This is a genomic window from Pseudomonas sp. NPDC087690 (assembly GCF_044743175.1).
In the GTDB taxonomy this organism is placed as follows: domain Bacteria; phylum Pseudomonadota; class Gammaproteobacteria; order Pseudomonadales; family Pseudomonadaceae; genus Aquipseudomonas.
On record NZ_JBIUVX010000016.1, the window covers coordinates 17,340 to 43,349 of the forward strand.

General features: G+C 54.8%; 25 protein-coding genes and 1 pseudogene. 17 read left to right on the forward strand and 9 right to left on the reverse strand.

Features of this window, described 5'->3' with window-relative positions; translation table 11 throughout:
• Positions 1-36: 36 nt before the first annotated feature.
• The 10 genes from ACIPIZ_RS16750 (at position 37) to ACIPIZ_RS16795 (ending at position 10,648) form a co-directional block, all read left to right on the forward strand.
• A complete protein-coding gene (locus ACIPIZ_RS16750; RefSeq protein ID WP_064392162.1) occupies positions 37-1,431 on the forward strand; it encodes an ethanolamine ammonia-lyase subunit EutB in 1,395 nt (464 codons plus the stop codon).
• Positions 1,428-2,261 carry an ethanolamine ammonia-lyase subunit EutC gene (eutC, locus tag ACIPIZ_RS16755; RefSeq protein ID WP_401166156.1) on the forward strand — a complete coding sequence of 278 codons (834 nt, stop codon included), beginning with the start codon at positions 1,428-1,430 and terminating at the stop codon, positions 2,259-2,261. Before ACIPIZ_RS16750 ends, eutC begins: the two co-directional genes overlap by 4 nt.
• Positions 2,262-2,376: 115 nt before the next feature.
• Positions 2,377-2,838, forward strand: a complete 462-nt coding sequence (locus tag ACIPIZ_RS16760) for an N-acetyltransferase (RefSeq protein WP_003228592.1) — start codon at positions 2,377-2,379, stop codon at positions 2,836-2,838.
• Positions 2,839-3,068: 230 nt separating this feature from the next.
• A complete protein-coding gene (locus ACIPIZ_RS16765) occupies positions 3,069-3,719 on the forward strand; it encodes a DedA family protein (protein WP_064392166.1) in 651 nt (216 codons plus the stop codon).
• A 3-nt stretch (positions 3,720-3,722) separates the two neighbouring features.
• Positions 3,723-4,535, forward strand: coding sequence for a zinc-dependent peptidase (locus tag ACIPIZ_RS16770; protein WP_064392168.1), 813 nt, complete (start codon positions 3,723-3,725; stop codon positions 4,533-4,535).
• A gap of 112 nt (positions 4,536-4,647) precedes the next feature.
• Positions 4,648-5,175 (forward strand): inorganic diphosphatase, encoded by a 528-nt coding sequence (gene ppa / locus ACIPIZ_RS16775; protein ID WP_003205933.1) that lies wholly within the window; start codon positions 4,648-4,650, stop codon positions 5,173-5,175.
• A gap of 222 nt (positions 5,176-5,397) precedes the next feature.
• The gene (locus tag ACIPIZ_RS16780; RefSeq protein ID WP_064392169.1) at positions 5,398-6,144 is read left to right on the forward strand and encodes a helix-turn-helix transcriptional regulator; all 747 of its coding nucleotides are present in this window, start codon (positions 5,398-5,400) and stop codon (positions 6,142-6,144) included.
• 741 nt (positions 6,145-6,885) lie between these two features.
• Entirely contained in the window at positions 6,886-7,539 is a 654-nt protein-coding gene (locus ACIPIZ_RS16785) for an HNH endonuclease (RefSeq protein ID WP_401166158.1), read from the forward strand.
• Positions 7,540-7,778: 239 nt separating this feature from the next.
• Positions 7,779-9,719 (forward strand): RNA-directed DNA polymerase, encoded by a 1,941-nt coding sequence (locus ACIPIZ_RS16790; protein WP_401166160.1) that lies wholly within the window; start codon positions 7,779-7,781, stop codon positions 9,717-9,719.
• A gap of 5 nt (positions 9,720-9,724) precedes the next feature.
• Complete coding sequence (locus ACIPIZ_RS16795) at positions 9,725-10,648, forward strand: hypothetical protein (RefSeq protein WP_401166162.1); 924 nt, start codon at positions 9,725-9,727, stop codon at positions 10,646-10,648.
• Between the two features lie 790 nt (positions 10,649-11,438).
• Here ACIPIZ_RS16795 and ACIPIZ_RS16800 read toward each other — a convergent pair.
• A complete protein-coding gene (locus tag ACIPIZ_RS16800) occupies positions 11,439-15,215 on the reverse strand; it encodes a hypothetical protein (protein WP_401166164.1) in 3,777 nt (1,258 codons plus the stop codon).
• 278 nt (positions 15,216-15,493) lie between these two features.
• Here ACIPIZ_RS16800 and ACIPIZ_RS16805 point away from each other — a divergent pair, with 278 nt between their 5' ends.
• The 3 genes from ACIPIZ_RS16805 to ACIPIZ_RS16815 all read left to right on the forward strand — a co-directional run bounded on the left by ACIPIZ_RS16805 (position 15,494) and on the right by ACIPIZ_RS16815 (position 16,369).
• Entirely contained in the window at positions 15,494-15,787 is a 294-nt protein-coding gene (locus ACIPIZ_RS16805) for a hypothetical protein (RefSeq protein WP_401166165.1), read from the forward strand.
• A 101-nt stretch (positions 15,788-15,888) separates the two neighbouring features.
• Positions 15,889-16,074 carry a hypothetical protein gene (locus ACIPIZ_RS16810; RefSeq protein ID WP_401166167.1) on the forward strand — a complete coding sequence of 62 codons (186 nt, stop codon included), beginning with the start codon at positions 15,889-15,891 and terminating at the stop codon, positions 16,072-16,074.
• Positions 16,075-16,141: 67 nt separating this feature from the next.
• On the forward strand, positions 16,142-16,369 hold the full coding sequence (locus ACIPIZ_RS16815; RefSeq protein ID WP_401166169.1) for a hypothetical protein: 228 nt from the start codon (positions 16,142-16,144) through the stop codon (positions 16,367-16,369).
• Between the two features lie 136 nt (positions 16,370-16,505).
• Here ACIPIZ_RS16815 and ACIPIZ_RS16820 read toward each other — a convergent pair whose 3' ends face one another.
• From ACIPIZ_RS16820 to ACIPIZ_RS16850, 7 genes are all read right to left on the reverse strand, one after another.
• On the reverse strand, positions 16,506-17,093 hold the full coding sequence (locus tag ACIPIZ_RS16820) for a hypothetical protein (protein ID WP_401166171.1): 588 nt from the start codon (positions 17,091-17,093) through the stop codon (positions 16,506-16,508).
• Complete coding sequence (locus tag ACIPIZ_RS16825) at positions 17,090-17,461, reverse strand: hypothetical protein (protein WP_401166173.1); 372 nt, start codon at positions 17,459-17,461, stop codon at positions 17,090-17,092. Before ACIPIZ_RS16825 ends, ACIPIZ_RS16820 begins: the two co-directional genes overlap by 4 nt.
• Before the next feature lie 2 nt (positions 17,462-17,463).
• Positions 17,464-18,990: a DUF3631 domain-containing protein gene (locus ACIPIZ_RS16830; RefSeq protein WP_401166175.1), complete on the reverse strand. Its 1,527-nt coding sequence runs from the start codon at positions 18,988-18,990 to the stop codon at positions 17,464-17,466.
• Positions 18,987-19,865 (reverse strand): toprim domain-containing protein, encoded by an 879-nt coding sequence (locus tag ACIPIZ_RS16835; protein ID WP_401166177.1) that lies wholly within the window; start codon positions 19,863-19,865, stop codon positions 18,987-18,989. The genes ACIPIZ_RS16830 and ACIPIZ_RS16835 overlap by 4 nt, the downstream gene beginning before the upstream one ends.
• Positions 19,865-20,098 (reverse strand): helix-turn-helix transcriptional regulator, encoded by a 234-nt coding sequence (locus ACIPIZ_RS16840; protein ID WP_401166179.1) that lies wholly within the window; start codon positions 20,096-20,098, stop codon positions 19,865-19,867. The genes ACIPIZ_RS16835 and ACIPIZ_RS16840 overlap by 1 nt, the downstream gene beginning before the upstream one ends.
• A gap of 139 nt (positions 20,099-20,237) precedes the next feature.
• The gene (locus ACIPIZ_RS16845; protein ID WP_401166181.1) at positions 20,238-21,143 is read right to left on the reverse strand and encodes a DUF6387 family protein; all 906 of its coding nucleotides are present in this window, start codon (positions 21,141-21,143) and stop codon (positions 20,238-20,240) included.
• Positions 21,144-21,241: 98 nt separating this feature from the next.
• Positions 21,242-22,486: a tyrosine-type recombinase/integrase gene (locus ACIPIZ_RS16850; protein WP_401166183.1), complete on the reverse strand. Its 1,245-nt coding sequence runs from the start codon at positions 22,484-22,486 to the stop codon at positions 21,242-21,244.
• Positions 22,487-22,769: 283 nt separating this feature from the next.
• Here ACIPIZ_RS16850 and ACIPIZ_RS16855 point away from each other — a divergent pair, with 283 nt between their 5' ends.
• From ACIPIZ_RS16855 to ACIPIZ_RS16870, 4 genes and pseudogenes are all read left to right on the forward strand, one after another.
• On the forward strand, positions 22,770-23,009 hold the full coding sequence (locus tag ACIPIZ_RS16855) for a type II toxin-antitoxin system RelB/DinJ family antitoxin (protein WP_201198182.1): 240 nt from the start codon (positions 22,770-22,772) through the stop codon (positions 23,007-23,009).
• A pseudogene (locus tag ACIPIZ_RS16860) lies at positions 23,006-23,296 on the forward strand (type II toxin-antitoxin system RelE/ParE family toxin). The gene ACIPIZ_RS16855 and the pseudogene ACIPIZ_RS16860 overlap by 4 nt, the downstream one beginning before the upstream one ends.
• Before the next feature lie 212 nt (positions 23,297-23,508).
• On the forward strand, positions 23,509-24,678 hold the full coding sequence (locus ACIPIZ_RS16865) for a GGDEF domain-containing protein (RefSeq protein WP_401166185.1): 1,170 nt from the start codon (positions 23,509-23,511) through the stop codon (positions 24,676-24,678).
• A 76-nt stretch (positions 24,679-24,754) separates the two neighbouring features.
• Positions 24,755-25,186, forward strand: a complete 432-nt coding sequence (locus ACIPIZ_RS16870; protein WP_253481695.1) for a hypothetical protein — start codon at positions 24,755-24,757, stop codon at positions 25,184-25,186.
• Positions 25,187-25,195: 9 nt separating this feature from the next.
• Here the strand turns inward: ACIPIZ_RS16870 and ACIPIZ_RS16875 are convergent, their stop codons facing one another.
• Positions 25,196-26,008, reverse strand: a complete 813-nt coding sequence (locus ACIPIZ_RS16875; RefSeq protein ID WP_401166187.1) for a YfaP family protein — start codon at positions 26,006-26,008, stop codon at positions 25,196-25,198.
• Between the last annotated feature and the right edge of the window lie 2 nt (positions 26,009-26,010).

Sequence of the window (26,010 nt, forward strand, 5' to 3'; positions counted from 1 at the left end):
CGCAGGCTCGGTCTGCGCCGTCACGGAGAATTGTGTATGGCCAGTTTCGCCCACACGGTCGGCGCCCAGACCTATCGTTTCGACAGCCTCAAGGACGTCATGGCCAAGGCCAGCCCGGCGCGCTCCGGCGACTTCCTCGCCGGCGTCGCGGCGCTCAACGACGGCGAGCGGGTGGCTGCGCAAATGGCGCTGGCCGACATCCCGCTCACGCACTTCCTGCAGGAAGCGCTGATTCCCTACGAGTCCGATGAGGTCACCCGGCTGATCATCGACACTCACGATAAACAAGCCTTTGCCGTAGTCAGCCACCTCACTGTCGGTGGTTTCCGCGACTGGCTGCTCAGCGACGCCGCCGACGAAACCAGCCTGCGCGCCCTCGCCCCCGGCCTGACCCCGGAAATGGTCGCCGCCGTGTCGAAGATCATGCGCGTGCAGGATCTGGTGCTGGTGGCGCAAAAGATTCGCGTGGTGACGAAGTTTCGCGGCACCCTCGGCCTGCGCGGGCGCCTGTCGACGCGCCTGCAACCCAATCATCCAACCGACGAGCCGTCCGGCATTGCCGCAAGCATTCTCGACGGCCTGCTCTACGGCAATGGCGACGCGATGATCGGCATCAACCCGGCCACCGACAGCATCGCCTCGATCTGCGCCATGCTGGAGATGCTCGACGCAATCATCCAGCGCTACGACATCCCGACCCAGGCCTGCGTGCTGACGCACGTCACCACCTCCATCGAGGCGATCAATCGTGGCGTGCCGCTGGACCTGGTGTTCCAGTCGATTGCCGGCACCGAAGCCGCCAACGCCAGTTTCGGCATCAACCTCAACGTATTGCAGGAAGGCTACGACGCCGGCCTGAGCCTGAATCGCGGCACGCTTGGGCAGAATCTGATGTATTTCGAAACCGGTCAGGGCAGTGCACTGTCGGCCAACGCCCACCACGGTGTCGACCAACAGACCTGCGAAACCCGAGCCTACGCCGTGGCGCGACATTTCAAACCGTTCCTGGTCAACACCGTCGTAGGATTTATCGGCCCGGAATACCTCTATAACGGCAAGCAGATCATCCGCGCCGGCCTCGAAGACCATTTTTGCGGCAAGTTGCTCGGCGTGCCGATGGGCTGCGACATCTGCTACACCAACCACGCCGAAGCCGATCAGGACGACATGGACACCCTGCTGACCCTCTTGGGTGTTGCCGGGATCAACTTCATCATGGGCATCCCCGGCTCCGACGACATCATGCTCAACTACCAGACCACGTCGTTCCACGACGCGCTTTACGCGCGCCAGACCCTGGGCCTGAAACCGGCGCCGGAGTTCGAGCAATGGCTGGCGAACATGGGTATTTTCACGCAAGCGGATGGCAAGGTTCGCTTCGGTAACAACTTGCCGCCGGCCTTCCGCCAGGCTCTGGCGCAACTGGGATGAGTCGTATGGATAAACCGCCCGTGGACCCACAAAACCCTTGGCTGGAACTGCGCCGCCTGACGCCCGCGCGCATCGCTCTGGGCCGCACTGGCACCAGCCTGCCGACCAGCGCGCAACTGGATTTCCAGTTCGCCCACGCCCAAGCGCGCGATGCTGTGCACTTGCCATTCGATCACGCCGGGCTCAGCGCGCAACTGACTGAGCGCGGGCGTGAGAGCCTGCTGCTGCACAGCGCCGCCGTGGACCGCAACAGCTATCTGCAACGCCCGGATCTGGGGCGCAAACTGAGCGATGACTCGGCCCAGCACTTGCGTGATTACGCGGCCGCGCATCCGGGCGGCGTCGATCTGGCGATTGTCGTGGCTGACGGCTTGTCGGCGCTGGCGGTTCACCGGCATACCTTGCCATTTATCACGCGACTGGAAGAACAGATGGGCGGCGATGGCTGGTCACTCGCGCCCATCGTGCTGGTGGAACAGGGCCGCGTCGCGGTCGGCGATGAAATCGGCCAGTTGCTCGGCGCAAAAATGCTGGTGATGCTGATCGGCGAGCGTCCTGGCCTCAGCTCGCCGGACAGCCTCGGTTTATATTTCACCTACAATCCAAAAGTCGGACTGACCGATGCCTACCGCAATTGCATATCCAACGTGCGGCTCGAAGGCTTGAGCTACGGCATGGCAGCACATCGCTTGTTGTATCTGATGCGTGAGGCCTGTCGGCGACAGTTGTCGGGGGTCAACCTCAAGGACGAAGCACAGGTTCAGACGCTGGAATCGGACGCCGGTGTAGACATGAAAGGCAATTTCCTACTCGATCCGCCCTCAACCTGAACCGTTTCCGCATTGCGTTTCTGCGCCGGTTTCAGGCAGGATCGATGCACGGCCGCCCGGGTTTCCCATCGCCGTCAGAGCAGTTGAAGACAGCCACTTGAAGACGAGACCTATCATGCGGATTATTCAAGCGACCCTCGAACATCTGGATTTGTTGACTCCGTTGTTCGTCAAGTATCGCGAGTTCTACGGTTCCCTGCCTTATCCGGACTCCTCCCGCGCCTTCCTCGAAAAACGCCTGCGGCGCAAGGAATCGGTGATTTACCTGGCGCTGGCCGATGATGACGACAAGAAGCTGATGGGCTTCTGCCAGCTCTACCCAAGTTTTTCATCGTTATCGCTCAAACGCGTGTGGATCCTCAATGACATCTATGTCGCCGAAGACGCGCGCCGCCAACTGGTCGCCGACAACCTGATCCGCACTGCGAAGAAAATGGCCAAGGAAACCCAAGCCGTGCGCATGCGCGTCTCCACCAGCAGCAACAACGAAGTGGCGCAGAAAACCTACGAATCCATCGGGTTCAAGGAAGACACCGAGTTCAAGAACTATGTGCTGCCGATCAGCGACGAACTCTGATCGCGGATACAACCTGTGATGAGGGAGCCCGCTCCCTCAGAAACGCAAAACGCGTCCCTGACAATTGTTCACACCTCGACATCCCTCGCTACAAAACCAACGCGCTTTTCATCCTTCAGACCGTATAATCCCGATCTTTCCGGCTTGTAAGAAAAACTACACCCGCTTGTAGGCTTACACGAAGTCATCCGCACAGGCCTGCCGAGTCCGGCCGTCAAACAGGTGCCCCCATGGATTTCAACCCGCTCGACCTTATCCTGCATCTCGACGTGTACCTCGATTTGCTGGTGAACAACTATGGGCCATGGATCTACGCCATCCTGTTTCTGGTGATCTTCTGTGAAACCGGTCTGGTGGTGATGCCGTTCCTGCCTGGCGATTCGCTGTTGTTCATTGCCGGCGCCGTGGCGGCGGGCGGTGGTATGGACCCCGTGCTACTGGGCGGTTTGCTGATGCTGGCAGCGATCATGGGAGACAGTACCAACTACGTGATCGGACGAACGGCGGGAGAAAAACTGTTCAGCAATCCCAACTCGAAAATCTTCCGTCGCGACTACCTGCAAAAAACCCACGATTTCTATGACAAGCACGGCGGCAAGACCGTGACCCTGGCGCGCTTTCTGCCGATCATCCGTACCTTTGCGCCGTTCGTCGCCGGTGTGGCGCGGATGCCGTACCCACGCTTTTTCGGCTTCAGTGTGCTCGGCACCATCCTCTGGGTTGGCGGTCTGGTGACGCTGGGCTACTTCTTCGGCAATGTACCGTTCATCAAGAAAAACCTGTCGTTGCTGGTCGTGGCAATCATTCTGCTATCGCTGGTGCCAATGATCCTTGGCGTGGTTCGCGGCCGTTTCGGCGGCAGCAAAGCCGAATCGCACTAAGCAATGTGGTCGCTGAGCGCCTGGCGTCGCCGGCGCATCCTGGCGAAACACCCGATTGCCGACGACATGTGGCAACGGGTGCGCCATCACCTGAGCTTTCTCGACGGCATCACTGCCGCGCAAGACCAGTGGCTGCGCGAAGCCTGCGTGCTGTTCCTCGAAGAAAAACACCTCAGCGCCCTGCCCGGCGTCGAGCTGCACCAGGAGCAACGCCTGTTGCTTGCAGCCCAGGCGCAATTGCCGCTGCTCAATCTCGGTGATTTGAACTGGTATCAGGGTTTCCACGAAATCGTCCTCTATCCCGATGACTTCCTCAGCCCGCAGCGCCACCGCGATGCCAGCGGTGTCGAGCACGAGTGGGACGGCGAACACAGCGGCGAGGCCTGGCAACAGGGCCCGATCATTCTCGCCTGGCCCGGCGTCATGGCCAGTGGTGGTTGGGAAGGCTACAACCTGGTGATCCACGAACTGGCGCACAAACTCGACATGCTCAACGGCGACGCCAACGGCCTGCCGCCGCTGCATGCCGACATGCGCGTGAGCGACTGGGCCGAGGTCATGCAACAGGCCTACGACGACCTCAACCGCCAGCTCGATCGCAACCCCGACGCCGAAACCGCCATTGATCCCTACGCTGCCGAGAACCCGGCGGAATTCTTTGCGGTCACCAGCGAGTATTTCTTCAGCGCCCCGGATCTGCTGCACGAGGCTTATCCACAGGTCTATGCGCAGTTGCAGCTTTTCTACCGCCAGGACCCGTTGAGCCGATTGCGGCAACTTCAGGCCACAGACCCGGTCTATCAGGCGCACGACTAAGCTCTGCACGACTTTCGGTACATGGCGTCGACGGCAGAATATGCCTATAATCGCCGCCACTTTTTGGTCAATTCGGCCAAGTGTTTTTGGTCAACTACGGGGGCAACGCCCAATGAGCTACAGCAAGATTCCGGCTGGCAAAGACCTGCCGAACGACATCTACGTCGCGATCGAGATCCCGGCCAACCACGCGCCGATCAAATACGAAATCGACAAAGACAGCGATTGCCTGTTCGTTGACCGTTTCATGGCCACCCCAATGTTCTACCCGGCCAACTACGGTTACATCCCGAACACCCTGGCTGACGACGGTGATCCCCTCGACGTGCTGGTTGTGACCCCTTACCCGGTCGCGCCAGGCTCGGTGATCCGCGCACGTCCGGTCGGTATCCTGAACATGACCGACGACGGCGGCGGCGATGCCAAAGTCATCGCAGTGCCACACGACAAGCTGTCCCAGCTGTACGTCGACGTGAAGGAATACACTGACCTGCCGCCACTGCTGATCCAGCAGATCGAGCACTTCTTCGCGAACTACAAAGATCTCGAAAAAGGCAAATGGGTCAAGATCGAAGGCTGGGCCGGTGCAGACGCCGCCCGCGAAGCGATCACCAAGTCGGTTGCCGCCTACAAAGGCTAAGCACCTGCGCTACGCGTGATGCTTGAAGAAAACCCCGGTTGATCCGGGGTTTTTTGTGCGCGAGAACATGCACGTTAAACGGCTCGTTTAAAATCTGAACGACGCAGTTTTAACCTGTTTAATTTCCTACAAGAATGCCTTACATCCCGTCGCAAAATTCACCCTGCTTTTGAACGCCAGGTTTATTCAAACCGCTCTGGCACGGCCGTAGACTCTGTGTTTATGAGAAAGAACACTAGCGGTCCAAGATTCAAGGCACTCCTGGAAGCAGCGAACATCACCACCACGGGTTTCGCAAAGTTCTGGGGCACGGAAGCCCAAAATGTCCACAACTGGTACACCCGGGGCGTCCCGGCGTATCGCATGGAAGAAGTCTCACGCCTGCTGTCCGTCAACAGCGAATGGCTGAAAACCGGTGAAGGCAGCAAAGAGTCGCCAAGCCTTAATGCACCCGCCAGCAACGGCGACACCTTCGACGCCCACGCCATCTGCGGCGTCTACACCGTAATCGACCCCAACGACATCGACCTGGTGTTCTTCAAGGAAACCCCGCTTAGCAACGGCTCCGGCAAAACCCATGTCATTCAGGACCCGGATCAATCCATCCGCCTGCTCCGCGCCCAGCTCGATCAATTGGAAGTCAGACACTCAGACGCCATCTGCGCGCAAATGATCGGCAACAGCATGGCCGAGCGCATCGAAGACGGCTCCATTGTCGCCATCGACCGCGGCCTGACTCAGGTCGTCGACGGCGAAATCTACGCCATCGAACACGACGGCATGCTGCGCATCAAATACCTGCACCGCATGCCCGGCAACGGCTTGCGACTGCGCAGCCACAACAGCGCCGAATACCCGGACGAAGTGTTCCGCCCAGCGCAGATCGAGGAGCAAAGGATTCATATATTGGGCTGGGTGTTCTGGTGGTCGACGGTGAGCAAGCGCCGGCCGGTGGTGCCGTTTCTTTGACCTGATGCGTTTTTTTCGAGTCTGCACTGAACCCTGTGGGAGCGAGCCTGCTCGCGAAGAGGCCCGGACAAACGGTACAAATTCCGGATTTGTGGCGCAGAAGTCGCTCTAACCCGCACTTCAGGCTGGGAATCCCAAGCAAAACTCAGTATCCTGCGCCCCACATTTGCGCATCGACCCGCCCCGCGGCTCAGAGAGCGCCCGACGCGGCAGACCAACGTCTGACCAAGTCCCACAGCCGGACGCAGATCCGGATGTACGTTTTGAAGGCTGGCAAGGCTTACCAAAAATAGGCCAAGCCAGTCCCCGAGAAGCCGGCCACAAGCCGGCTTTTTAATGCCTGAAAGCCACGTAGAATGCGGGCTCGGTACGAAGCGCCATCTTTGACCCACACTTTGACCCACACCAAAATACTTAGTTAGCCTCTGCTCCCCCCTTGATTTCTGTGAGACAACGGTCTGTGTCAGCCCTCCTCACCCTGACCACTAATGCATTCTCACTGACTTTTGCGTGTAGGCGGCTTGAGCGGCCCACGCCATAGCAATGACAGACTTCAATCGACCCAAGCTATCGGTCATTGTGTCTAGGGAAGATAAAAAGAAGTGATTTGGATGAATCACGCCTACAAAATTCCCAATAGCACTCGAAGTGTTGGCCTAAGCTTCATAGAATTCAAAACGCTACCAGCGAACGAACTACTTGGAAGCAAATATCAAGCTTGCTGGCAAAGGGAAATGTTGAGTGTTCAAAGATCAGGTTATTGAGCGTTTTCATCAAGAGTTTGGCAATCCGGACCGAATCACCGAGAAAGTCACCGCCTTCAATGTTGCGGGACTCGGAGTCGTTATTCAGACTGACCAACCCAATCGCGAAGACGCAGCGTATGTTTGGCTGCCTTATCCACCCGACGATCAATCAGTACCGGAAATCGCTCTGGAATATGCGGGCGAGTCGGGGCGGCATAGCGGCACCCACGCGTCCAAAGGTTTGGAAAAAGGGCTTCCTGCGCTCAAGTTGATATTGAGATCCGACGTCGAGCTCAATGACGCTCTAGCTTATATCAAAGCATTTGCCGCCAAGACCACCTTGCCTTCAGTGATGGCGACACATCGGCCCACAGCCCCGAGCGGGGCTAACGTCGAAGGCGCTCTAATCCTCGTCGATATGAAAAATATGCCTGTACCAAAGCCCGTCGCCCCGCGCAGGGAGGCCATCCCCAAGGGCGTGCAGCGCGAAGTCTGGCAACGAGACGGTGGAGCTTGCGTACATTGTCAGTCTCGAAAATTGTTGTGTTTCGACTATATAGTCCCGTTTTCCCATGGAGGCAGCAATACCGTCAGAAATCTGCAATTGCTCTGTGAACCTTGCAACCTGTCCAAGGGCAACCGGATCTAGAAATGAATCGCCCCAGCTTTTCTAAACATCGCGATCGACTAGTATAGGTCGCGGCAGCAATCTACAAGAGGTGGCCAGTCTTGTAGCATCTCGTGGGGACTATTGATTTTGAAGGTCTTCTATTCAGCTCTATTGCTCATAGGAAAGTGCCTAAGTACGTCGAATATTGGTGAAAGCTGGCAATTGTTGCCGAGTTAAAGTATCAGCCCCTGCTTTGAGTGAGACTCAATGAAATGCGTGTGACTGAAGAACAAGTTGAACTGGCCTATCGGAAGCTGAAAAGTCTCGTCTATTTTGACAAGACTGACCTTAAGCTACGTGCCAAGCTTGCCGCCTTTGAGTGCGGCAAAGACTTTGAAAAAAAACTGATATCCGTATATGAGGTGGCAAACTCGACCAAACCATCCTCCTCTCTCAAGTTTCAACGATGGCTAAAAGTCGTTGGCTACAGATTAGTACCAAAAAAACTCAAACAGGGTTCACAAGACTTACCGGATGCACAAATCCAAAAAGGGCGATTTATCACAAACGTGACGACCGCCCCAACCATCGACGTAGACAAGGTTAATTTTTTCTTTGATGGGCCAATTGAGCTGCATCTCATCGCCGTCCTTTGGATCATGCTGGAAGGGCGGCTTCTAGATGAGGCGCTAGACGTTGATTGCTGCGGATCACGGCTATCGAGCAACCTTAGCAACGAGGAAGACGATTCGCTAGCGCTGTTCACCAAGTACCACGAACAATATTCTCGGTGGCGCGATACTGGCATTCGTAAAGCCAAGAGCCTACTAGTAGATGAGCGTCGTAACGTTGCAATCTTGGGCCTTGACGTACAGGAGTATTATTACAGAATTAATATCGACTTCGATGAGGTCAATAAGTCCATTGAAGCCATGGACAGCGAACTGTTAAACAGAAACAACAAAGCCAGCCCTCTACTGTTGTGCATTCAAGCTATTGGCGAGTCATACCGCGAATGCATTTCGCCTATATTACAGCGCACGCATCCAGACATTGACGACAACGTAGTAGGACTTCCCATCGGGCTTTGCTCGTCCCTAGTTCTCGCCAACTGGTATTTGCAGAGTTTCGATTCTGCAATAATGAAAGAGGTGCGCCCAGCCTATTACGGCCGATATGTTGATGACATCCTGCTAGTTGTCCCCCTCCCATCTGACCCATCTGAGAACAATGAAAATCCGGTAGCTGCCTTCATTGAGGAGTTGCTAGTCAAGCCGCACATCCTCAGAAACTCAGAAAAAAACTCTTATGAGATCTCAGCACGCCCAGGACTCCTACTGCAACAATCCAAATGCATATTGCAATACTTTGACGCACGTCACTCGATTGCTGGATTAGAAAAATTTCAAAAAAAACTTGAACAAAACGGAAGCGACTTCTTACTTCTCCCAGTCGACGAAGCGGATAACTCCTTGGAGGATGTTGCCTACGAATTACTTTATGAGGGCTCAACCAACAAGTTCAGAAGTGTTAAGAGTGTATCTGAGAACCGCTATGAACTTGCTAAGCACTTGGCAAAGCAGACCATTCTCTATTTAATGACGGACGACCCACCCGATAGAAAGATTAGCCGAGGCCTTCAGAAGTTTTTTAAAGGTCGCAGCGCAATCGAGTTCTTTGACTTGTGGGAGCGTGTTCTCACGCTGCTGGCCATCGCACATGACAGAGTAACCCTCAATATTTTCAGCAAACAACTAAAGTCCGAAATTTCACGAGTACGCACCGACGACGTGATAGTTACTAAACAGTTAACAGCTGATCTTAGGATACACCTTGAACTTTCATTAGCGATGGCCGACGCAGTCAGCGCAGAGGATGTCGGTCTTTCCGAACTCGTTGACGAGGTCCACTCAGAGTCGCTGCGTAGTGCGAACCTACTGCGGCATCACTTTGTTCGTAGGCCTCTATTAAACTTTACAACCTACAAAGGCCCCTTAAGTGACCGCGCGACAAAAATATCAGCAAAAATAGATCAACGTAAAACTAAGCACTCCCCTAGATTCGTCAACTTTGACGAATGCATGTTATTGGTATATAGCGGCATTCTCCCTCGTGGAACAAAGACAGTTTTTGAGCAGGCATCTAGCATCTTTGAAGCCATCAATAGACATCCTGTTACTGGCGTTAGCTGGTCCGCACCCACGAGCACCGAGGAGTAGTCAAAGTGACAAATTTTGAAACGATCGTCATTGAAGCGGAAAACGCTGACTTACACAGCACTATTCAAATTGCATTAGCAAACATCCCTGTTCTCAATACAAATATCGAGTCTAGCTTCCTTAGCCACCCAAATCTTAGCCGCGATCGACTTAAATCTTTTAATAAACTACTTAATGACTTATCAAGTTACCGAAGCAAAGGTGGCCGTCAAATTGATCTCGTGGTATTTCCAGAAGTAAGTGTTCCACATGCCTGGGAATCCATGTTAGTGGCATGGGCTCGCAAGCACAGGATTGGAGTCGTATGCGGGCTTGAGCATCAAATCGATTCTAGGGGAAAAGCTCTAAATCAAGTTCTAGCAGCCCTACCATACCAGACGGTGTCAGGACACTGGACCTGTATCCCTATCCGTAGATTGAAACGATTTTACTCGCCGGAAGAAGAGTTTATCCTAGTCAATGAGGGACTAAAAATCCCTACCAGCAAGGAGTCATATCATCTCTTCAGATGGCGAGGCGCAAGCTTTACAATATACAACTGCTTTGAGCTAGCCTCAATTGAAGATCGGTCCATATTCAAAGGCAAAGTTGACTTCATTATTGCGTCTGAGTTCAATCGCGACGTCAACTACTTCTCAAACGTTGTTGAGTCAGCGGCTCGGGACCTGCATTGTTATGTGGTACAAGTTAATGATTCGAGCTTCGGCGACTCCAGAGTTGTAAGCCCCTCAAGGTCAGAGACAATGAACCCTCTAAGGATCAAAGGAGGAGATAATTTGACTTTTCTCACAATGAGTTTGGACTTGACAGCATTAAGGACGCATCAGCGCAAAGGCTATGGCTTGCAGAAAGAATCTAAGGGGTTCAAACCCACACCCCCAGGCTTTCCCATTGATGAGGTGCATACACGTATCAACCTTGGGAAATAGACGAAAGCTGCCAGATTCGCAGCTTTTACTAATCAATCAATAATCGCAGGTCAGCTAACTCTTCGGAATAATCGCGCTCATACAGCATTGTCATGAGCGCCACCCAAAAAATCACTGCACCCGTTGAGTCGAAATTTCAATCAATGCTCTTTATCAGGAAATCCTCAGACGCATTTCACTCCACGAGTGAGTGATGCGGTGCAAGCGCCGTGCTTAACACATATTTATATTAATTTTTAGACTACAGCCGAGAAAATACTCTGCCCACATGGTAAACGAGTGCAATTGCCTTCCGCGCGTCGGACTCTAGACTGGAACGCTCATCTGAAGTAGTTACTCTTATTAGGTTGTTGGAAGGTCTCCCGAAGTGGGATAAATCATTCCTACGCGCCTTCAACCACTTTACATCGTCTTCGACATATACGAGCTGATCATTCAATTTTGCTCGCTCAGGCTTCGTCAGTGCAAAAAGGAATGTTTCGACAATAGAGTAACTGAGAGAGATGCACGATATGAATGCGGAGGAGCAATAGCATCGCTCCAGTTCTCTTTCCAGTGCCTTGAAATGCTCCGGAAGTTGCTTTTTTATGTCCCCGTTATAAAGCTTATTTCCGAGGCCGGTGAACGTATCCCTGAGCGCTGCCCATTCCGTTGCACTGGGAGGTTCCGCACAGTACGTTTTTGGTATTTCGTCGATGGTCACAATGACTTCTCTCGTTTTAAACGATAAGTAGGAGTGCGCTTTAACGCACCAAAATTTACTGAATGCTTCTAAATAGAGCGAAACCATTTACTCAAAACTTTCTTCCTTATCTCGATCACGGATCTGTTCCTTCTCAATCCAAAGGTCGAGGTCAGGAAGCAACCCATCAATCCATTGGCGCACTTCTGCATGTGGGCTTACTTGAAACCTGAGCACCTGCGACCGGCGCTGAATTAATACATTGGCTAGAGACCCCATCCAGCTTCGCGGGTGCAAACGTGCCCAGTAGTCTCCGAGAAAGGCGTGTTTATCTGGAGCAGCCTCCAATAACTCCAAGAAAACCGGGTCAAAGTCATCACTTTCTTCGCCGTGTTTACGCTTGAACATCGGAATGGCTTGACCTAGCAGCGAATACCTTAATGTGGAATCCATGTTTGCCCACTGATGAAGGAGCGCCGGATCGATTTTTTCAATCGGAGTATCAAAACTAAAATGCATTTCAAAGAGATTGGTTGTTCCTGACGTCACTCCATGGAGTAGAAACGCGTCCAACGCGATGAAGGTCTGAGTCTCGAACAACCCTTTGAGCACATAGTCCACATCGTAGGGAGAGGTTTGATATGACTTAATGGCGGTGCTCAGGTGATCACAAACGTCGCGTGCGGTGTCAGCACCTTCAATGCCGGCGCAGCAAATGCTCACTACTTTGTGCATACCGTAATCGCGGAGCTGCCTTTGTTTGCTGAAATCAGTGCGGCGTAGAAGATTCCGACCGGTCTCTATCAGTAAGCGATCCCATTGCTGACCAGCCTCTATGTCTCGCAAGAAGTGCATATGTAGCATTTCGAGCGCAATCTCCACGCCATCTGCCAATTGCGCAATATCAAGAAGGAGCGCACTTAGCTCCTCAGGCGGCGAGTCACAGACAGCACCATTGGCAATACTGTTGAAGTCAACTGCACGAAGTACGCCCTTGCCAATTGCCAGTCGCAGCCGATTGATACCGGCTTTATCAATTCCAACGCGTGCCTGGAGATAGGGCAGGCTTGGTGCAAGATCGTGATCGTCAATAGCGGAATCCAGCACCGACGATGTGAGCGTGGCATCCCGCTGATGTGCTTGGTAAATGTAACCACCGAGCACTGTCGCATTTCGCTTACTTGGGTCGGTTTTCGCGAATTCGGCAATTATTTCGCGCCACATTTCCAATAAATCTGCCGCCCCTTCCGCAAGGCCGACTCCACATTCAAATGCGCGTTGCTGATTCGACGCAGGTATTAACTCAAGGAGAAACTGCTTGCGTGTCTCAAAGTCTTGCGTCAAAAAGCGCCCTACCTCCTGAGCCATCAGCGAAGCCTTTTGCCACGGTTTCATCACATCGTCGTCATCTGGGTCGCCATCAACGATGTCCCAGCCGCTATTGGCGCCACTGAGCACTATGGCGCGTGCCTGATGCAGAAGATCGGACGGTTTCAACCGTTGAATGATTGTCTCGAGCCTTACCCTGACGTCAGGACGCATAGCCTTACCTTCGAAACGAAGCGCAGCTCGAAAACCAAGCCAACCTTCAATCCAAGGTTTTTCCTTCGTTAAAGCTACAGCGGCGCTTTCAAGCGCCTCATGACAAGCATCAATGGCCCAAATTTCGCGAACTCTGCGTGCGAGGATTTTAGGAGCGTCATCGATGGCTGTTGAAAGCTCAACTGCGAGCGCAATTGCGGCCTTATACCAATCCCAAGCATCCTTATTGACCTTCGGACACCAGCCCCAGTCACGAGGACGGGCTCCGAATTCAAAGGTGCTCGATGAAGTGAATTGGCCTGTTTTTAGCAGGGCATCGAGCGCGATTGATGCGCAGCGGCGCTGCTCTAGATCGATTGACATTGCCAATTGCCGGACGACGTCATATCGCTGCTCCGGAAATGCCTGTGTCCCTGATAAAAGTAAATGAAAAAGCTCGGCAAACAAATCTCTCGCAGAATTACCCTTGTTACCTTCGGGCTCGATAGCTACGAAACGAGCAAGCAACATAGCTGCGCGCTCGAATAATTGGGGATCGTAACCAAGCATCTTGATTAGACGGACCCACTGCCAGCGATCTGTAGAATTGGGTTCCAGTACCGGTTCGCCTTTGGCGCTATTCAATTCGCGCTCAATTTTCGCGAACACAGCATCAGGAGCGACAGGGGCAATATTGGTTAAGATCTCGAGACCTTGCTTGCCCAACGAGAAAAGATCTCCAAGTGGGCCGTCTACGCGGAGCCAACGAGCGACCGTTGACTGGGCTTCGATGCTGTCGTGAAGGAAGCCTATCCTCCGTGAAAGCGACTTCTGCATCCGCGACGTCAGAGATGTGCAAAAACGATCAAATTCCTGCGGCGGTATTCTTTCCAGCGCGGATGTCGCCAAGGAGTTGGCGATCGCATGGGGTAATATTGCGCGCCACCTGCCGCGCGACTGGGCGACTCCGCGACGACCTAACCTGACTAGCGCTGTAAACATGTCATTTGAACTGACTGAGCGAATGCTTCCAATTTTTGCCAGTTCGCCGTCACTCGAGGTGTCTTCACCGTTTAGCGAATAGAAAAGCGAGAGCTCCTCCGCCATAAACAATAGTGATTGATCGTGTGCGTTGCGTTGCTGGAAGATCCGCTCAAACAAATCGCGACTCTTAAGCTTACCTAAGGTTTCTCCTTTCCTTAGTGTGTCGGCTATTGCCCGAGCAACACGAAAATTACCGTCGCTGAAATCGGCGATCGTGCTTCGGTCGACCTGCGAAATATTGGGGAATGACTTTTTAAGCCATTGTGAAACCAGCTCGGTTGATGATGATTGCAGACGGAATACTTCGGTCCGCTCAGGTTCATCCTCGCCAACATCGTATTCGATAGTTAGAAGACTCACGCAACTTGTGCTGTCAGAACAGATACGTGCGAGTTCGCTGTGTGTGGCTGGATTGCAATTATCTACCACGAGAATCGAACGCTGGCCTCGTATGACGAGTAGACGCGCCATATCCCGAGCTGTTGGATCAGTCTCTACCGAATAATCCGTGTAAACCGCGAGGCTTGGGTCTAATGGATCTACCCCAACTTGACTCTCGAAAAGGGCCTGTACCATTCGCGTCTTGCCGAGCCCCGACAAACCGACCAACCGAATGCATTGTCCTGGAGCGTGTAATGCCACGCGAAGCTTGGCAATCCCTTCGCCGATAGTCAGCTGCGGTCGTTCTGGCGACCTTTCATCCGTTAGACATGCTTTATCGTCGAAAAGATATGTACTAGGCTCGGCCACCGTCGTCCCGACCCAATTTCCGATACTGCTCCATCCAGCTAAGCTCATGCCGATCCGTGAACGAACCCAAGCTACGATCCCTGGAAACTCGTTTACCCAAGTGGCCAGCCGGTCACGATCGTAAAAATCCGTGTGGAGGTTTTGGGCATCGGCCAGATCACGGAGTTGTTCGCGGATCGCCTTGCGTCGATCCGCCAATGGCTTGTCTGCGACTGACCCTTGTGCGCTCACTATAATGTAGGCGCCGGATGCAGCAGCAAGCTCGCCGATCACGTGTCGCAGTACGCCTTTTGGGCGCATCTCGTTGCGAATTGCGCTGGCGGACATGTCGGGCTTTTTCACCTGAAAACCAGTGAGCGCTCGTGGTACGAAGTCAGGTTTTGCAATTGTATCTGGGCACTCGATACGGACGTCGAGTCCACCGTCCGCAGCATCTTGATTTCCACCAGCGGTCACGGACGAAAGTGGGCAGCCTTGTGCGCGTAATTCTGATAACGCTAAACGCGCCACGAGAGTGCGTAAATCTCCGTCACTCAAGTTCGCGATGTCGGTCCCTGTTATTTCGAACATAGTTAACAACGACGTCCTGTTTGAAACCCATTGAGACAATCATAACTGAGGAAGGAGCGGTGGTGACGGTCAGCGGTGTAATGATTGAATTGGTACTTATACGTATTGCACAAATTCGCACGCAGCGCTTCGGCTAACACTATGCTTACACCTGAGCCCGTAGCCCGCCTGTTGACGGCGAAACTAACCGGGGCGCTCGCTGCGCATTTGCCGGTTGCTCCCTGAAACCGCCAATCGACTAGCCTGACCAAAATAATCAAGGAGTAGGGCTTCGTATCATGATGCATCAGCAAGACCTATTCGAATCCGAGGCGGCTCGTTCACTGCTGGATCAGCTACTCGACGACTCACGCCTATATCACAGCAGTGCCGAGTATCTGAACCTGCTCAACTTCGTGGTTCAGCTCAGGAATTTCGCGCCTTTCAATGCCATGCTATTGCAGATCCAGAAGCCAGGACTGAGCTATGCCGTCTCGGCGCTCAACTGGCGCGAACGCTTCACCCGGCGTCCGAAACGGGATGCGCGACCTTTGCTCATTCTGTGGCCATTCGGGCCAGTGGCGCTGGTCTAAGATGTGCAGGATACCGAGGGCGAACCGTTGCCTGTGGACGCCAGTTTCACCAGGCCAGCGGAGAGATCACCAAGAAGCACATACAACGCTTCCTGCTGCTAATGAAACGCAAAGGCATCGAGTACCACTACTTCGATGGCGGTGACAAAAGTGCCGGCTCCATCGAGATGACGCAAAAACTGTCAGCCAAGAAGGGCAAGAATAAAAAGGCCGTGAAGCCCAGTGAGTACCTAATGAAACTCAACCAGAATCACTCCCCCATCGTGCAGTTCAGTACCCGTCCATGAACTTGGCCACCTTTTCCTAGGCCACCTCGACCCTGACGAACGGCTCAGCATTCCCGATCGACCGCGCATGACCCACTCACAGGAGGAGCTGGAGGCCGAATCGTTCGCCTATCTGGCCTGCTGTCGTAATGGGGTCGAGTGCAAGTCGCAGACCTACTTGGCCGATTACGTCAGCAAGCACACGGATGTCGATAATTCGGACATCTATCAAATTCTCAGGGCGGTCGGTCAGTTGGAGTCTCTTCTGGAGCTGACAGCGCATACGCGCTATGTGGTACCGAAGATAAAACGATAATGCTCTTGCAGGTCAGTCCTGTTGTTGGCGGCGAGCGTTGTCCTGTTCACGCAACACACGCGCCAGGTCGCGTAATAGCGGTTCGACTCCGCCTTTCCACGAGTTACATGCGGAAGTAGCTTTGCCTTCCGGACTTTTAGGACCGGTGCTCTGCTCCCAAGGTCGCCATTGCCGGATCAGCTCCGCCTGCCGTGCCCGTCGCTCGGGTGTCCAGCCGTTCGCCATGCTCAACCTCCAATAGTTCGTTCTGCACGTTTTGGGTTTTCCGCGTGCGCGCGGGCTTCTCATGAATACCGTTGTTAACCTGGACCTGATTGCCGATATTGGCCTGCTTCACAAAGGCAATCTGCTTCGGCGCTTTGAGTTCGGCCAGGGTCTGCAAGGTGGCGCGGCTTTGGCTCTGTGCCTTGAGCGCCATTCGCAAAATCTTATCCATTCGGTCCAAATGATTTGCCACCATTGCTTTACTCGCCAGATTGGCAAACAGCCCATCAAGAGTATGTGCTTGAGCCAAGAGCATATTCTCCGCACGCGTCATATCGCCGCTGTTCATTGCGGCGGTTTGGCGCTTGAGCTCCTCTACGATCTCTGTAACCGGCTCATCAAAGTGCTTGCACGTGACCAGCACGGCGGCGCTCAGGCACTCCGGAGTGATCGCTATGCGGGCCTGAAATTGAGACTGCGTTTCATCGTCGAGCTTAGGAATACTGGGTGATTCGCTCATGAGGTTGTCTCCATCGAAGTGTTGTCATAACGCTGGTGCAGCGCTGCCCCTGTTGCACAGTAGCGAACTGTCGGTGCGTGACAGGCACGGCAGCTCATCAGATGGCCGATGTACAAGTCGCGGGACTGCTGCCACTCATATGTGGCCGTTGCAGCAGTGCGGATGACATGTTGCGGCTGCTCCTGCTGCGCTACTGACGCGATCTGCGGATCGTTGACGACTTCCAATTCGGCCAGAAGCTCGGCGAGGTGTTTGTTCAGGTACTGGCGGTGCTCGTCGTTGATACGCGATGCAGGGCTGACGCGCAGTCGCTCGCCCACCAGCTCCACGACTAGGCCAGCCTGGCGCAAATAGTCCAGGGCGGCCACGGTTAGAAGAACTCCGCAGTGTCGTCTTCGAGCTGTACCGCCTTTTGATCCGCTACAACGCTACAAGCCTCGGAACTACTGGCTTTCAGCGTGTTTTGCTTCGCTACAGACGTGACCTGTGTAGCGTTCGAAAAATCGCTCAAAGCCTTATGGTTGTTGGGCTGTAGCGTTGTAGCGGTAGCTGCGGAGGTGGTGGCGGGAAGGTAGCGTTTCCATACGTCTTCGAAGTCGCTACGCTCGAAGCCTTTTTTAACATCTAACCCAATACGCACATCTTTCGACTTAACGCCAAAACCATCCATGCGGCCGGTGAGCTGACGGCGAGTCATAGGACGACCACGGTTCCAGGTTGCCCAAGGCGCTTCTTCATCAGCCAACAAAGCAATGAGAAGGTCTTCTCCGAACATTTTGAGGGCATGCTTTTCCGTGAAAGCGGTGCGAATGTCGTTCAGCAGTTCGGCATCTACGCTCGGAGCTTCCTCCTCGAGGCCGTGAAGCGTGACCGCAGACTGACGAGCAAGGCGCAACCAGTCACCACCAGCGACTTCCGCAATCTTCAGAAGCGGTTCCCAGCAATCATTCGCCCGGTCGTTCAAGCCTTCGATCTCTGCCGGCCTGGCGATGCGTACTGCATCCCGGTTGTCGATGGCGAAACGGGCAAACTTGCCCGCCAAGGTTGCGAAGTGATCTGCGTTGGCATGACGAATCTTCACCGTGTGCTCCCCCGGCAGCTTGCGGCGCAGGCGTAGCGGGATGCTGCGGTCAGCGAGGGTGTCGGCAATTTTACCGATGCCGCACAGCGCCTTCGCACCCCATACGTTAAAGCAGGTTGGCATGTGATCATCGCCCACACAGCGAATTACGTAAGCTGTGTCACGGGTGAAGCCGGCATTCAGGATGCCGCGCGCTTCTTCATGTGCGGCAAGGAAGGCATCCACCTCGTCAAGCATCAAGGATGGCGTCCACAGTTCCAAGGCACGGAACAACGCTGCCGGGGCGATGTTGGAAACCGCCAACGGACGGTAGACCAACCGTGCCAACACACCCAGCATTACTGTCTTCCCACAACGCTTTTCCGGCGCGGTGATGTTAGCAATGGGAGCCACGTCCACCACGTCGATAAACCAAGTGAAGGCAACCCACAACGCAGCGGCGTGGATTGTCGCCGGATCAGCAATGACGTGGTCACGGATGGCAACAGCCACTTCATGCAACAGCGCGGCGCCGTCCACCGAATCGGGCCACAACTTCACCTCGGGGAACAGCTCGGCGTTACCGGCTTCTTTGGGACTGCTGGTGCCGGTCAACTTATCCAGGTCAACCATGCTCACGACACCAAGTTCCTTGATGGCCTGCCGGTAACGCGCCCAACGTGCCGGGTCGGTATCGCGAACTTGGCGAAGGAGAACAAGCACTTCAGCTTCAAACACGGCACCGGGATCGTGCTTAAGCTTCGAGATGGCGTTTGCGATGGGGTCGGGCGCAGGCGATGCCTCGGGCACCAGCGGGCTTACGTTGGATGTGCTCATGCGTTGGCCTTCCGCCATTGGTGCAGATCGTTGAAGTCGGAAAGCTCCAGTGGCTCGTCACCAGACCAGGGCGGGAAGATCAGCCCACAGCCCAGCGTTGCAGCGGCCATGGTGGCGGCAGTCCTGCCTGGGTTGCCTTCGGTCTGGCGGTCGTCGTCGCCGGCGACGATAAGCACGGCGTCTGAGTGTTGGCGCTGTAGTCGCTGACCAACGCCCAAGAGGTTGCCAGCATTCATTGCACAAGCCACGGCGGCCCCAGTTTCGGCATAAATGGTGGCGCCAGTAGCCCAACCCTCGCAGTCGTACAGCGGCTGGCCAGCAGTGATGATGCCCAAGGGCGAATAGCAGCCTTTGAACATGCTGCCGCGTAGGAAACTTTTACCTCCGTTCGGATAAATACGTTGCAAGCTAACCAACTGGCGATTCAGGCACAGCGGAACCAACAACACGTCGCCACGCTGGCGCAGGATGTATGGCTTAGTACCCTTGCGGGTCAGATAGGGGTGATCGGGATCAGCTGGTGCGCCAGCATTCCACAAGCGCATTGCTTCGACGGTGGCCGCCTGTTGGCGCTTACGCACCTCAGCCTCCCGCAGCTGCCGGGCCTGCTTGAAGCGCTGGGCGATCATCTGAGCCTCCAGATGATTGAAAGGTTTACGGCTGCGCCATTTGTAAACGCCACCGGCCTTCCAGCTACCGAAACAGCCCGCAGCGATGCGGTCGGCAAACAACACATACCAGCCGTTCGTACTGCCCGTCTTATCACCGGGGACATGGAAGCGATGGATATTGCCATCTGGCATCGGCAGACAATCAATCGGGCCATAAACGGCTTGGAGAGCATCATGAAACAACAAGGAGTGGCCGCTTTTCATTATTGGCACTCCAACTGCTCGGAAATCCAGGCCTCTACCTCCAACGAGTCCCAGCCAACAACATGCGCACCAGCGATACGGCGGGCTTTCGGAAAGCGGCCCTCTTTCATCAAATTATAGATTTTGGAACGCCCCAAACCCGTTGCAAACTTCACAGTAGGGAGTCGCCAAATCATGCGCTGCTGGCGCTGAACGGCGGTCTGGTGGGCATTTGCTTTGTTAGTGGCAGCCATTGTCGTCTTCCTCTCGACGCCACAGCGATGCGCTGCAGCTGGCTACACATTGAATAGACCAAAGTGGGTGAATTCGATCTGAGATTCGACAGTCGAGTGTTTGCACAAAGACTCAGTCCTTGAGTCTTTGTGCAAAAATTCAGTCATCGAAAACTTCTGGATTGGCCCGCGCCTGGACAGCAACCAACGCTTGAAGCGCCGACAGACTACTCATCAGTTCGGCAGCCAACGGGGCTAGGGTGGTGCGGAGATTACCCTCACCAGCGTCATAGGCGCTTATCGCTGCAGACATTACCCGGTCGATAATATTAGTATCAGTTTCCATCGACCAGATTAGTAGGTCGAGATAGGGCAACAACCCGTAACGCGCCCAATTTTTATAAGATGGTTTTTCACGCTTGGCTTTGGCCTGTTGGTTGGCTCGGACCTCTTTGAGACACGCATCAAATGCTAGTTTAATCTCGCCATCGGTTGCACCGAGATTAACCATTACGGCCGCTCTGGTTACTGACTCAAGTGCAAAGGGCCGATGGTATACAGCCTTACGGCTAACCTCCTCGAGCTGAAAAGTATCTATGTAATCTTGTAACAGGGACGAGCACCCAGGCTTCCTTTCCGCCATGGCCCCCTGTACCAGTACGCCGCCTAGATCACCAATGGTCATGATCGTTACAGGATGCGCCTTCTTGATGCATTCATGATCCAATTGTTCAACAGCAAATGGGGCAGCGCGCAAAGCGGCGGCAGCTTTCCCAACCCCTTTTCTCCATTCAGCCATGGCTTCGGCGTGATCGATAGCGACCTCTCCGGAGAACAATGATGCTCCGTCCGGTACCATTTCACCGCTCTCATCTTTGTAGGTGATTTCCTTGACGATAGCGCGCGTTATAGTCTGACGAACAGGGTATTCCGGATTGTTCATCAACAACCACTTTCTATAAGCCAGTTGCTCGAACCACTCTTTCTCCCCGAACGTTTCAGCTTGGCGGTACTTCTCCAGATCGAACCAAAGCGGCAAGTCTTTTACTCGGTCAATTTTTTCCACTGCTGCGCCTCCACAGGCGACCTACATTAGTAGTGACCAGTCAGCACGGTAGGCAATCCCGCTTTTCGCCCATGCGGACTAGAGTGATCGTGATTTGATCAGGCGCGCTTGAAGTCGCCTTGAATGACGTTTGCCGATGGCGGCGTGGTAATGAATTTTGCCCAATCAGCCATCAAGGTGCGGCGCTTCTCGATGAACTCGGATCGGGAGTAGGCGGCCTCGGTCTGGTCACGCTCGTCGTGGGCCAAGGCCAGTTCGCAGATCTCACGAGGATACTGAGTGTATTCGCTTGCCCAGTCGCGGAAGCTCGACCGGAAGCCGTGACGGGTCACGTCGTCATGCCCTAAACCGTGCAACAGGTTGCGGATGGCGTTGGTATGCATAACGCCAGTCTTGCCCTGACCAGGAAAAAGGTACGAGCTTTCCTCGTCGGACCGCAGAGCTTCTAGCAGTTCGACTACCTCTGGAGCCAAGGGAATGTTGAAGGCCTGTCGCATTTTCATCCGTTCAGCAGGCAGCGACCAAATACCGGCCTTCAAGTCGAACTCCGACCATTTTGCAAAGCGGACCATGAGCGCGCGCGCACCAGTGAGGATGAGCAGTCGAGCCGCAACAGAGGCGCGAGATTCGTCCAACGCCAGCTTGACCATAAGCGTTGGCACATCCTTCCAATTCATCGCTGGGAAGTGTTGGCGCTGGCGGGCTTTTTTCTTTTCTACCTTGCTCAGCAGGCTGTCCAGATGCCCGCGCCAGCGTGCCGGATTGTCGCCATCACGCAGCTTGTGCGCCTTGGCAGCATCTAGGACCTGCTCGATTTGTCCACGCACCTCGTCGGCGGTGCGAGTCTTGGTTGCCCAGATGGGACGTAGTACTTTTAGGACCTGCTCGGTCTGAATTTCAGCAGTAGGCAACTTGCCGATGATGGGGAAGGCATACAACTCCAGTTTTCGCAGCCAGCCCTTACGCCACTTTTCCGACCAGGCAGAACCATGAGCATTGAGGTATTCGATAGCAAGCGATTCAAAGGTCACACGACGCGTCTGCGCTTGTCGCTCCGCTTCGCGCTTTGCTTCTCGCCCTTCATCGCGGGCCGCCAGAGGGTCAGAACCAGCAGCCAAAACCTTGCGTTGATCTGCAGCCAGTTCGCGGGCCTTCGCAAGAGTGATGGTTGGATAAGGGCCCAAGCCCATTTCACGACCTTTGCCTTGAAGCTTGTAGCGGAAAATCCAACTGGACACGCCCGCTTTACTTATCTGGAAATACAAACCATTGCCGTCGTTGGTTTTCCCAGTTTCTCCAGACCGGACAAGTGATTCGATTGCCTTGATTGTCAGCTTACCCATAAAAGCCCTCTTCATTCCGACCCACACCCTGACCCACACCTAAATCGTGGCTTTCAACGATTCTCAGTGGACACTTGTGGAATGATATTAGGCTCAAACCCCAGTAATATCTAGGGTTTTAGGGAACTCCGTGTGACGCTATGGATTGCTAGAAAGCCGGCCACAAGCCGGCTTTTTAATGCCTCAGAAATGCCGCCCTCCCGTCTAGAACTCAAATCATCTCTTGCCCAGCACAGAATACAGTTGATAGCGTAAAGACAATTGTCATTACAGGTATTTCATCATGGCCTCCATCAATATTCGAATTGATGACGAACTCAAGCAGCGATCCTTCGAACAGTTGGAAAAACTCGGTGTAACGCCCTCCGAGCTTTTGCGCCAAACGCTTCAATACGTCGCCGAGCGAGGCAAATTGCCTTTCAAGACGGCGTTGATCAGTGATGAAGATGAAGCACTCATCGCTGTAGTCACGGAGCGTCTCGCTGCACCGCAGCGAGTCAAGGTCAGTCTGGATGACCTATAAACCTTGAGTTTGATCGCCGTGCTTTAAAGGAGTGGGACAAGCTGGGCGACACAATTCGCCAGCAGTTTAAAAAGAAGCTCGCAGAGGTTCTCAAAAACCCTCGGATAGAGGCCAACCGGCTTCGCGAACTCCCGGACTGCTACAAAGTGAAGCTCAAAAGCGCAGGCTACCGCTAGATTTATCAGGTGCTTGATCAGGAAGTCCTGGTGTTCGTTGTGGCTATCGGGAAGCGAGAACGAGAGGCTGCTTACGATGTCGCGCAAGATCGACTTCCGCCGCAACGCTGAACAGCCTCACCCTCAACAATGATGCTGAAATTGTGCAAAAAGCTACTGCCCAATTTGATACACCCCCACCATTGCCGCGCCTCTAAAACCCAACACTTGCCAAACCCGACCCCCACGGTGCTAAATCCCGCCTCATAATCACCCCCTCTGTTTTTACCCGCATCCCCGACCCCGGCCGGATTCCGGTATTGAGCCTCACGGGAATCCATGGAATGGCCCTGCATATCCCGACCCTGCTGGTCGTTTCCGTCTTCGTCTTCTTTTTGATGGGGCTGTTGACGCTGCACGCCTGGTATCGCGAAACCCGCGAATCGCCGCTGGCCTACCTCGGCAGCATGATGCTGTTGGGCGCGCTGGGCGTGGTGCTGGTGAGTTGGCGGGATCGCGGGGTGGATTTCGTTCCGATCATCTTCGGCAACATTGTTCTATTGCTCAGCGCCGCGATGAACTGGACGGCCATGCGCACGCTGACGGGTCGCCAACCTTACCTGCCAGGCATTTTGGCGGGTTCTGTGGTCTGGCTGCTGTTGTGCCTGATACCCGCCTTTTACGACTCGATGGCGAATCGAGTACTGATCTACTCTCTCCTGGCATTCGGGTATGGCGTGCTGACGACATTGGAACTCTGGCGCAACCGTCACAGCCTGGACGTCGCGTTCATGCCGGCGTTGGTGCTGACCGTTTTGCACACCATTTTCTACGCGGTGCGCAGCGTGACCGATGACGGGCTGCCGGTGACCAAGGCGTTGCTGGGCAGTGGCGAAGGCGTGCCGTTTTTTTCATTCATGCTCTTCGAGTCGATGTTGTATGTCATCGGCATTGCCTACATCACCTTGGCGATGGTCAAGGAACGCGCCGAACTCAAGCTCAAGGCCGCGGCGCTCAGCGATCCGTTGACCGGCATCGGCAATCGTCGCGCGTTCATGCAGCACGGCAGTCACTTGCTGGACGGCTGTCAGCAGCGGGCCGAACCGGCGGCGTTGCTCCTTTGCGATCTGGATCACTTCAAGCGTTTGAACGACACCTACGGCCATCCTGTCGGCGATCAAGCGTTGATCGCGTTCAGCGAAGTCCTGATGGAAAGCGTGCGCAAAGAGGATGTATTCGGGCGCATCGGTGGCGAGGAGTTTGCCTGTCTGCTCTGCGCATGCGATGAGCCGACTGCGCTGGAGACTGCCGAGCGAATCCGTCACGCCTTCGCCGGACTCTCCATTCTGGAACCGGGGCTGCTCAGCGTCAGTATCGGCGTGGTCACCACCCGTGAATCGGGTTACGACCTGTCGCGTCTGCTTTCGGAGGCGGATCAGGCGCTGTACGGCGCCAAGCATCAGGGCCGCAACCGGGTTCAGACGTTGCGCTCGTTGTATCTGGGGCTGGCGTAAAACCCCTTTTAAAGTTGTCGTCCAACGCAGTTGGCCGGCTATAAATCCGAGCAACGCTCCACAAGGAAGTTAGACATTGAATCCCCGCACGCTGAACTCACAGCTGAAATCCGTTGCCGCAACAGCCCTGTGCCTCTGCTTGACCGGGTGTGTCGGAGTAGGCATCTCCCTGCCAGAAAAAGTCACACTGAAAACCGACGCCTACCGAGCGCAAAGTTACCGCTCAATCACCCCACAAATCACCCGAACAGCAACATCGACGCCCACCCGCGAATGGTGCGGAATCACTGTCTGGGCGCTGGTGATTCCGGTGCCGTTGAAGCTGCCGGTTTGCCACTCGTACTCCGAGCAATCCTTCGGCAGTGACGAGTTCGGGAGGGAGACCGTTCTGCTCAACACCCGACAATCAGTGCCATCCCCGCTCTACGCCTGTGGCCCACTCATGGTGCTGGGGCCGATCGTTCACGGTTACGAAGGGAATGCGCTGTGCGGTGTTTTTCCTGACTGATCCGTTGATTCACGGATAACTGAACGACTTCACCAACGTCAGCTCACCCACCGCGCGCATCGGGATCAGAAAAGTCTCCATCTTCTCGCTCGGCGTGCCTTCCTCAGTAATCACCGTCACTTGCGCCGTGGTCAGCGGCTGCACCGGTTCATCTCCACCCTCGTCATCCCCGCGATAGCCACCGCCGTAGTAATTCACATACACCAGATACTGGCCCTTGATCGGTGCCGGCATGGCGAAGATTTCCGGGCCGTAGCCGGTGGTGACGTCGACGTCGAGCGCGGCGCCGTTAGGTGCGGTGCGGTTGCCGTACCAGATGTGCGCGCCGTCAGGAGTGACGAGGTGCAGGTCGAGGTCGGTGCCATCGCTGTCCCACGCCAGCAGTACGCGCAGTTTTGCCGGGGTGGCGCCGCCGCTGGTGTTGAGAAATTGCGTGCGATGACGTTGCTGGCCGTCGGGACTGCGCACTTCGACGCTGTTGCTGCCGTTGGGGAAGGAGAACGGGCGGTCAAAGCGGCCGCTGTCATCGATTTTCAGCGGCATGCTCACGCCGTTGACGATCAGGCGACCGGGTTCGTTGTCCTTCCGCGCAGCTTTGATCTCGCCGCTGATGCGTGCGGTGTTGGCTTGGCCCACCGGGGTATTGACCGACGAGGCCGGGTAGTTGACGGTCTGGCGGAAGCTTTCGCCCTCGCCTTCGGGGGCGCCACTGCGCCAGCCGCCGACCGGGGTGTCGAGTTTGACGCTGTCGGCGGCGATGGCCGGCGATAGCGCGGTCAATGTGCAGAGCAGCAGCAAGACCTGTGGATAGCGGAGTGTCATGG

What these genes read in the sequence shown, in the direction of transcription:
- ACIPIZ_RS16850 (WP_401166183.1), bottom strand. Translation starts at nt 22,486, where the DNA reads ATGGGTAAGCTGACAATCAAGGCAATCGAATCACTTGTCCGGTCTGGA.
- ACIPIZ_RS16780 (WP_064392169.1), top strand. Translation starts at nt 5,398, where the DNA reads ATGAGAAAGAACACTAGCGGTCCAAGATTCAAGGCACTCCTGGAAGCA.
- ACIPIZ_RS16810 (WP_401166167.1), top strand. Translation starts at nt 15,889, where the DNA reads ATGAAACGCAAAGGCATCGAGTACCACTACTTCGATGGCGGTGACAAA.
- ACIPIZ_RS16805 (WP_401166165.1), top strand. Translation starts at nt 15,494, where the DNA reads ATGATGCATCAGCAAGACCTATTCGAATCCGAGGCGGCTCGTTCACTG.
- ACIPIZ_RS16815 (WP_401166169.1), top strand. Translation starts at nt 16,142, where the DNA reads ATGACCCACTCACAGGAGGAGCTGGAGGCCGAATCGTTCGCCTATCTG.
- ACIPIZ_RS16840 (WP_401166179.1), bottom strand. Translation starts at nt 20,098, where the DNA reads ATGGCTGCCACTAACAAAGCAAATGCCCACCAGACCGCCGTTCAGCGC.
- ACIPIZ_RS16855 (WP_201198182.1), top strand. Translation starts at nt 22,770, where the DNA reads ATGGCCTCCATCAATATTCGAATTGATGACGAACTCAAGCAGCGATCC.
- ACIPIZ_RS16800 (WP_401166164.1), bottom strand. Translation starts at nt 15,215, where the DNA reads ATGTTCGAAATAACAGGGACCGACATCGCGAACTTGAGTGACGGAGAT.
- ACIPIZ_RS16765 (WP_064392166.1), top strand. Translation starts at nt 3,069, where the DNA reads ATGGATTTCAACCCGCTCGACCTTATCCTGCATCTCGACGTGTACCTC.
- ACIPIZ_RS16865 (WP_401166185.1), top strand. Translation starts at nt 23,509, where the DNA reads ATGGCCCTGCATATCCCGACCCTGCTGGTCGTTTCCGTCTTCGTCTTC.
- ACIPIZ_RS16750 (WP_064392162.1), top strand. Translation starts at nt 37, where the DNA reads ATGGCCAGTTTCGCCCACACGGTCGGCGCCCAGACCTATCGTTTCGAC.
- eutC (WP_401166156.1), top strand. Translation starts at nt 1,428, where the DNA reads ATGAGTCGTATGGATAAACCGCCCGTGGACCCACAAAACCCTTGGCTG.
- ppa (WP_003205933.1), top strand. Translation starts at nt 4,648, where the DNA reads ATGAGCTACAGCAAGATTCCGGCTGGCAAAGACCTGCCGAACGACATC.
- ACIPIZ_RS16830 (WP_401166175.1), bottom strand. Translation starts at nt 18,990, where the DNA reads ATGAGCACATCCAACGTAAGCCCGCTGGTGCCCGAGGCATCGCCTGCG.
- ACIPIZ_RS16770 (WP_064392168.1), top strand. Translation starts at nt 3,723, where the DNA reads ATGTGGTCGCTGAGCGCCTGGCGTCGCCGGCGCATCCTGGCGAAACAC.
- ACIPIZ_RS16760 (WP_003228592.1), top strand. Translation starts at nt 2,377, where the DNA reads ATGCGGATTATTCAAGCGACCCTCGAACATCTGGATTTGTTGACTCCG.
- ACIPIZ_RS16835 (WP_401166177.1), bottom strand. Translation starts at nt 19,865, where the DNA reads ATGAAAAGCGGCCACTCCTTGTTGTTTCATGATGCTCTCCAAGCCGTT.
- ACIPIZ_RS16820 (WP_401166171.1), bottom strand. Translation starts at nt 17,093, where the DNA reads ATGAGCGAATCACCCAGTATTCCTAAGCTCGACGATGAAACGCAGTCT.
- ACIPIZ_RS16875 (WP_401166187.1), bottom strand. Translation starts at nt 26,008, where the DNA reads ATGACACTCCGCTATCCACAGGTCTTGCTGCTGCTCTGCACATTGACC.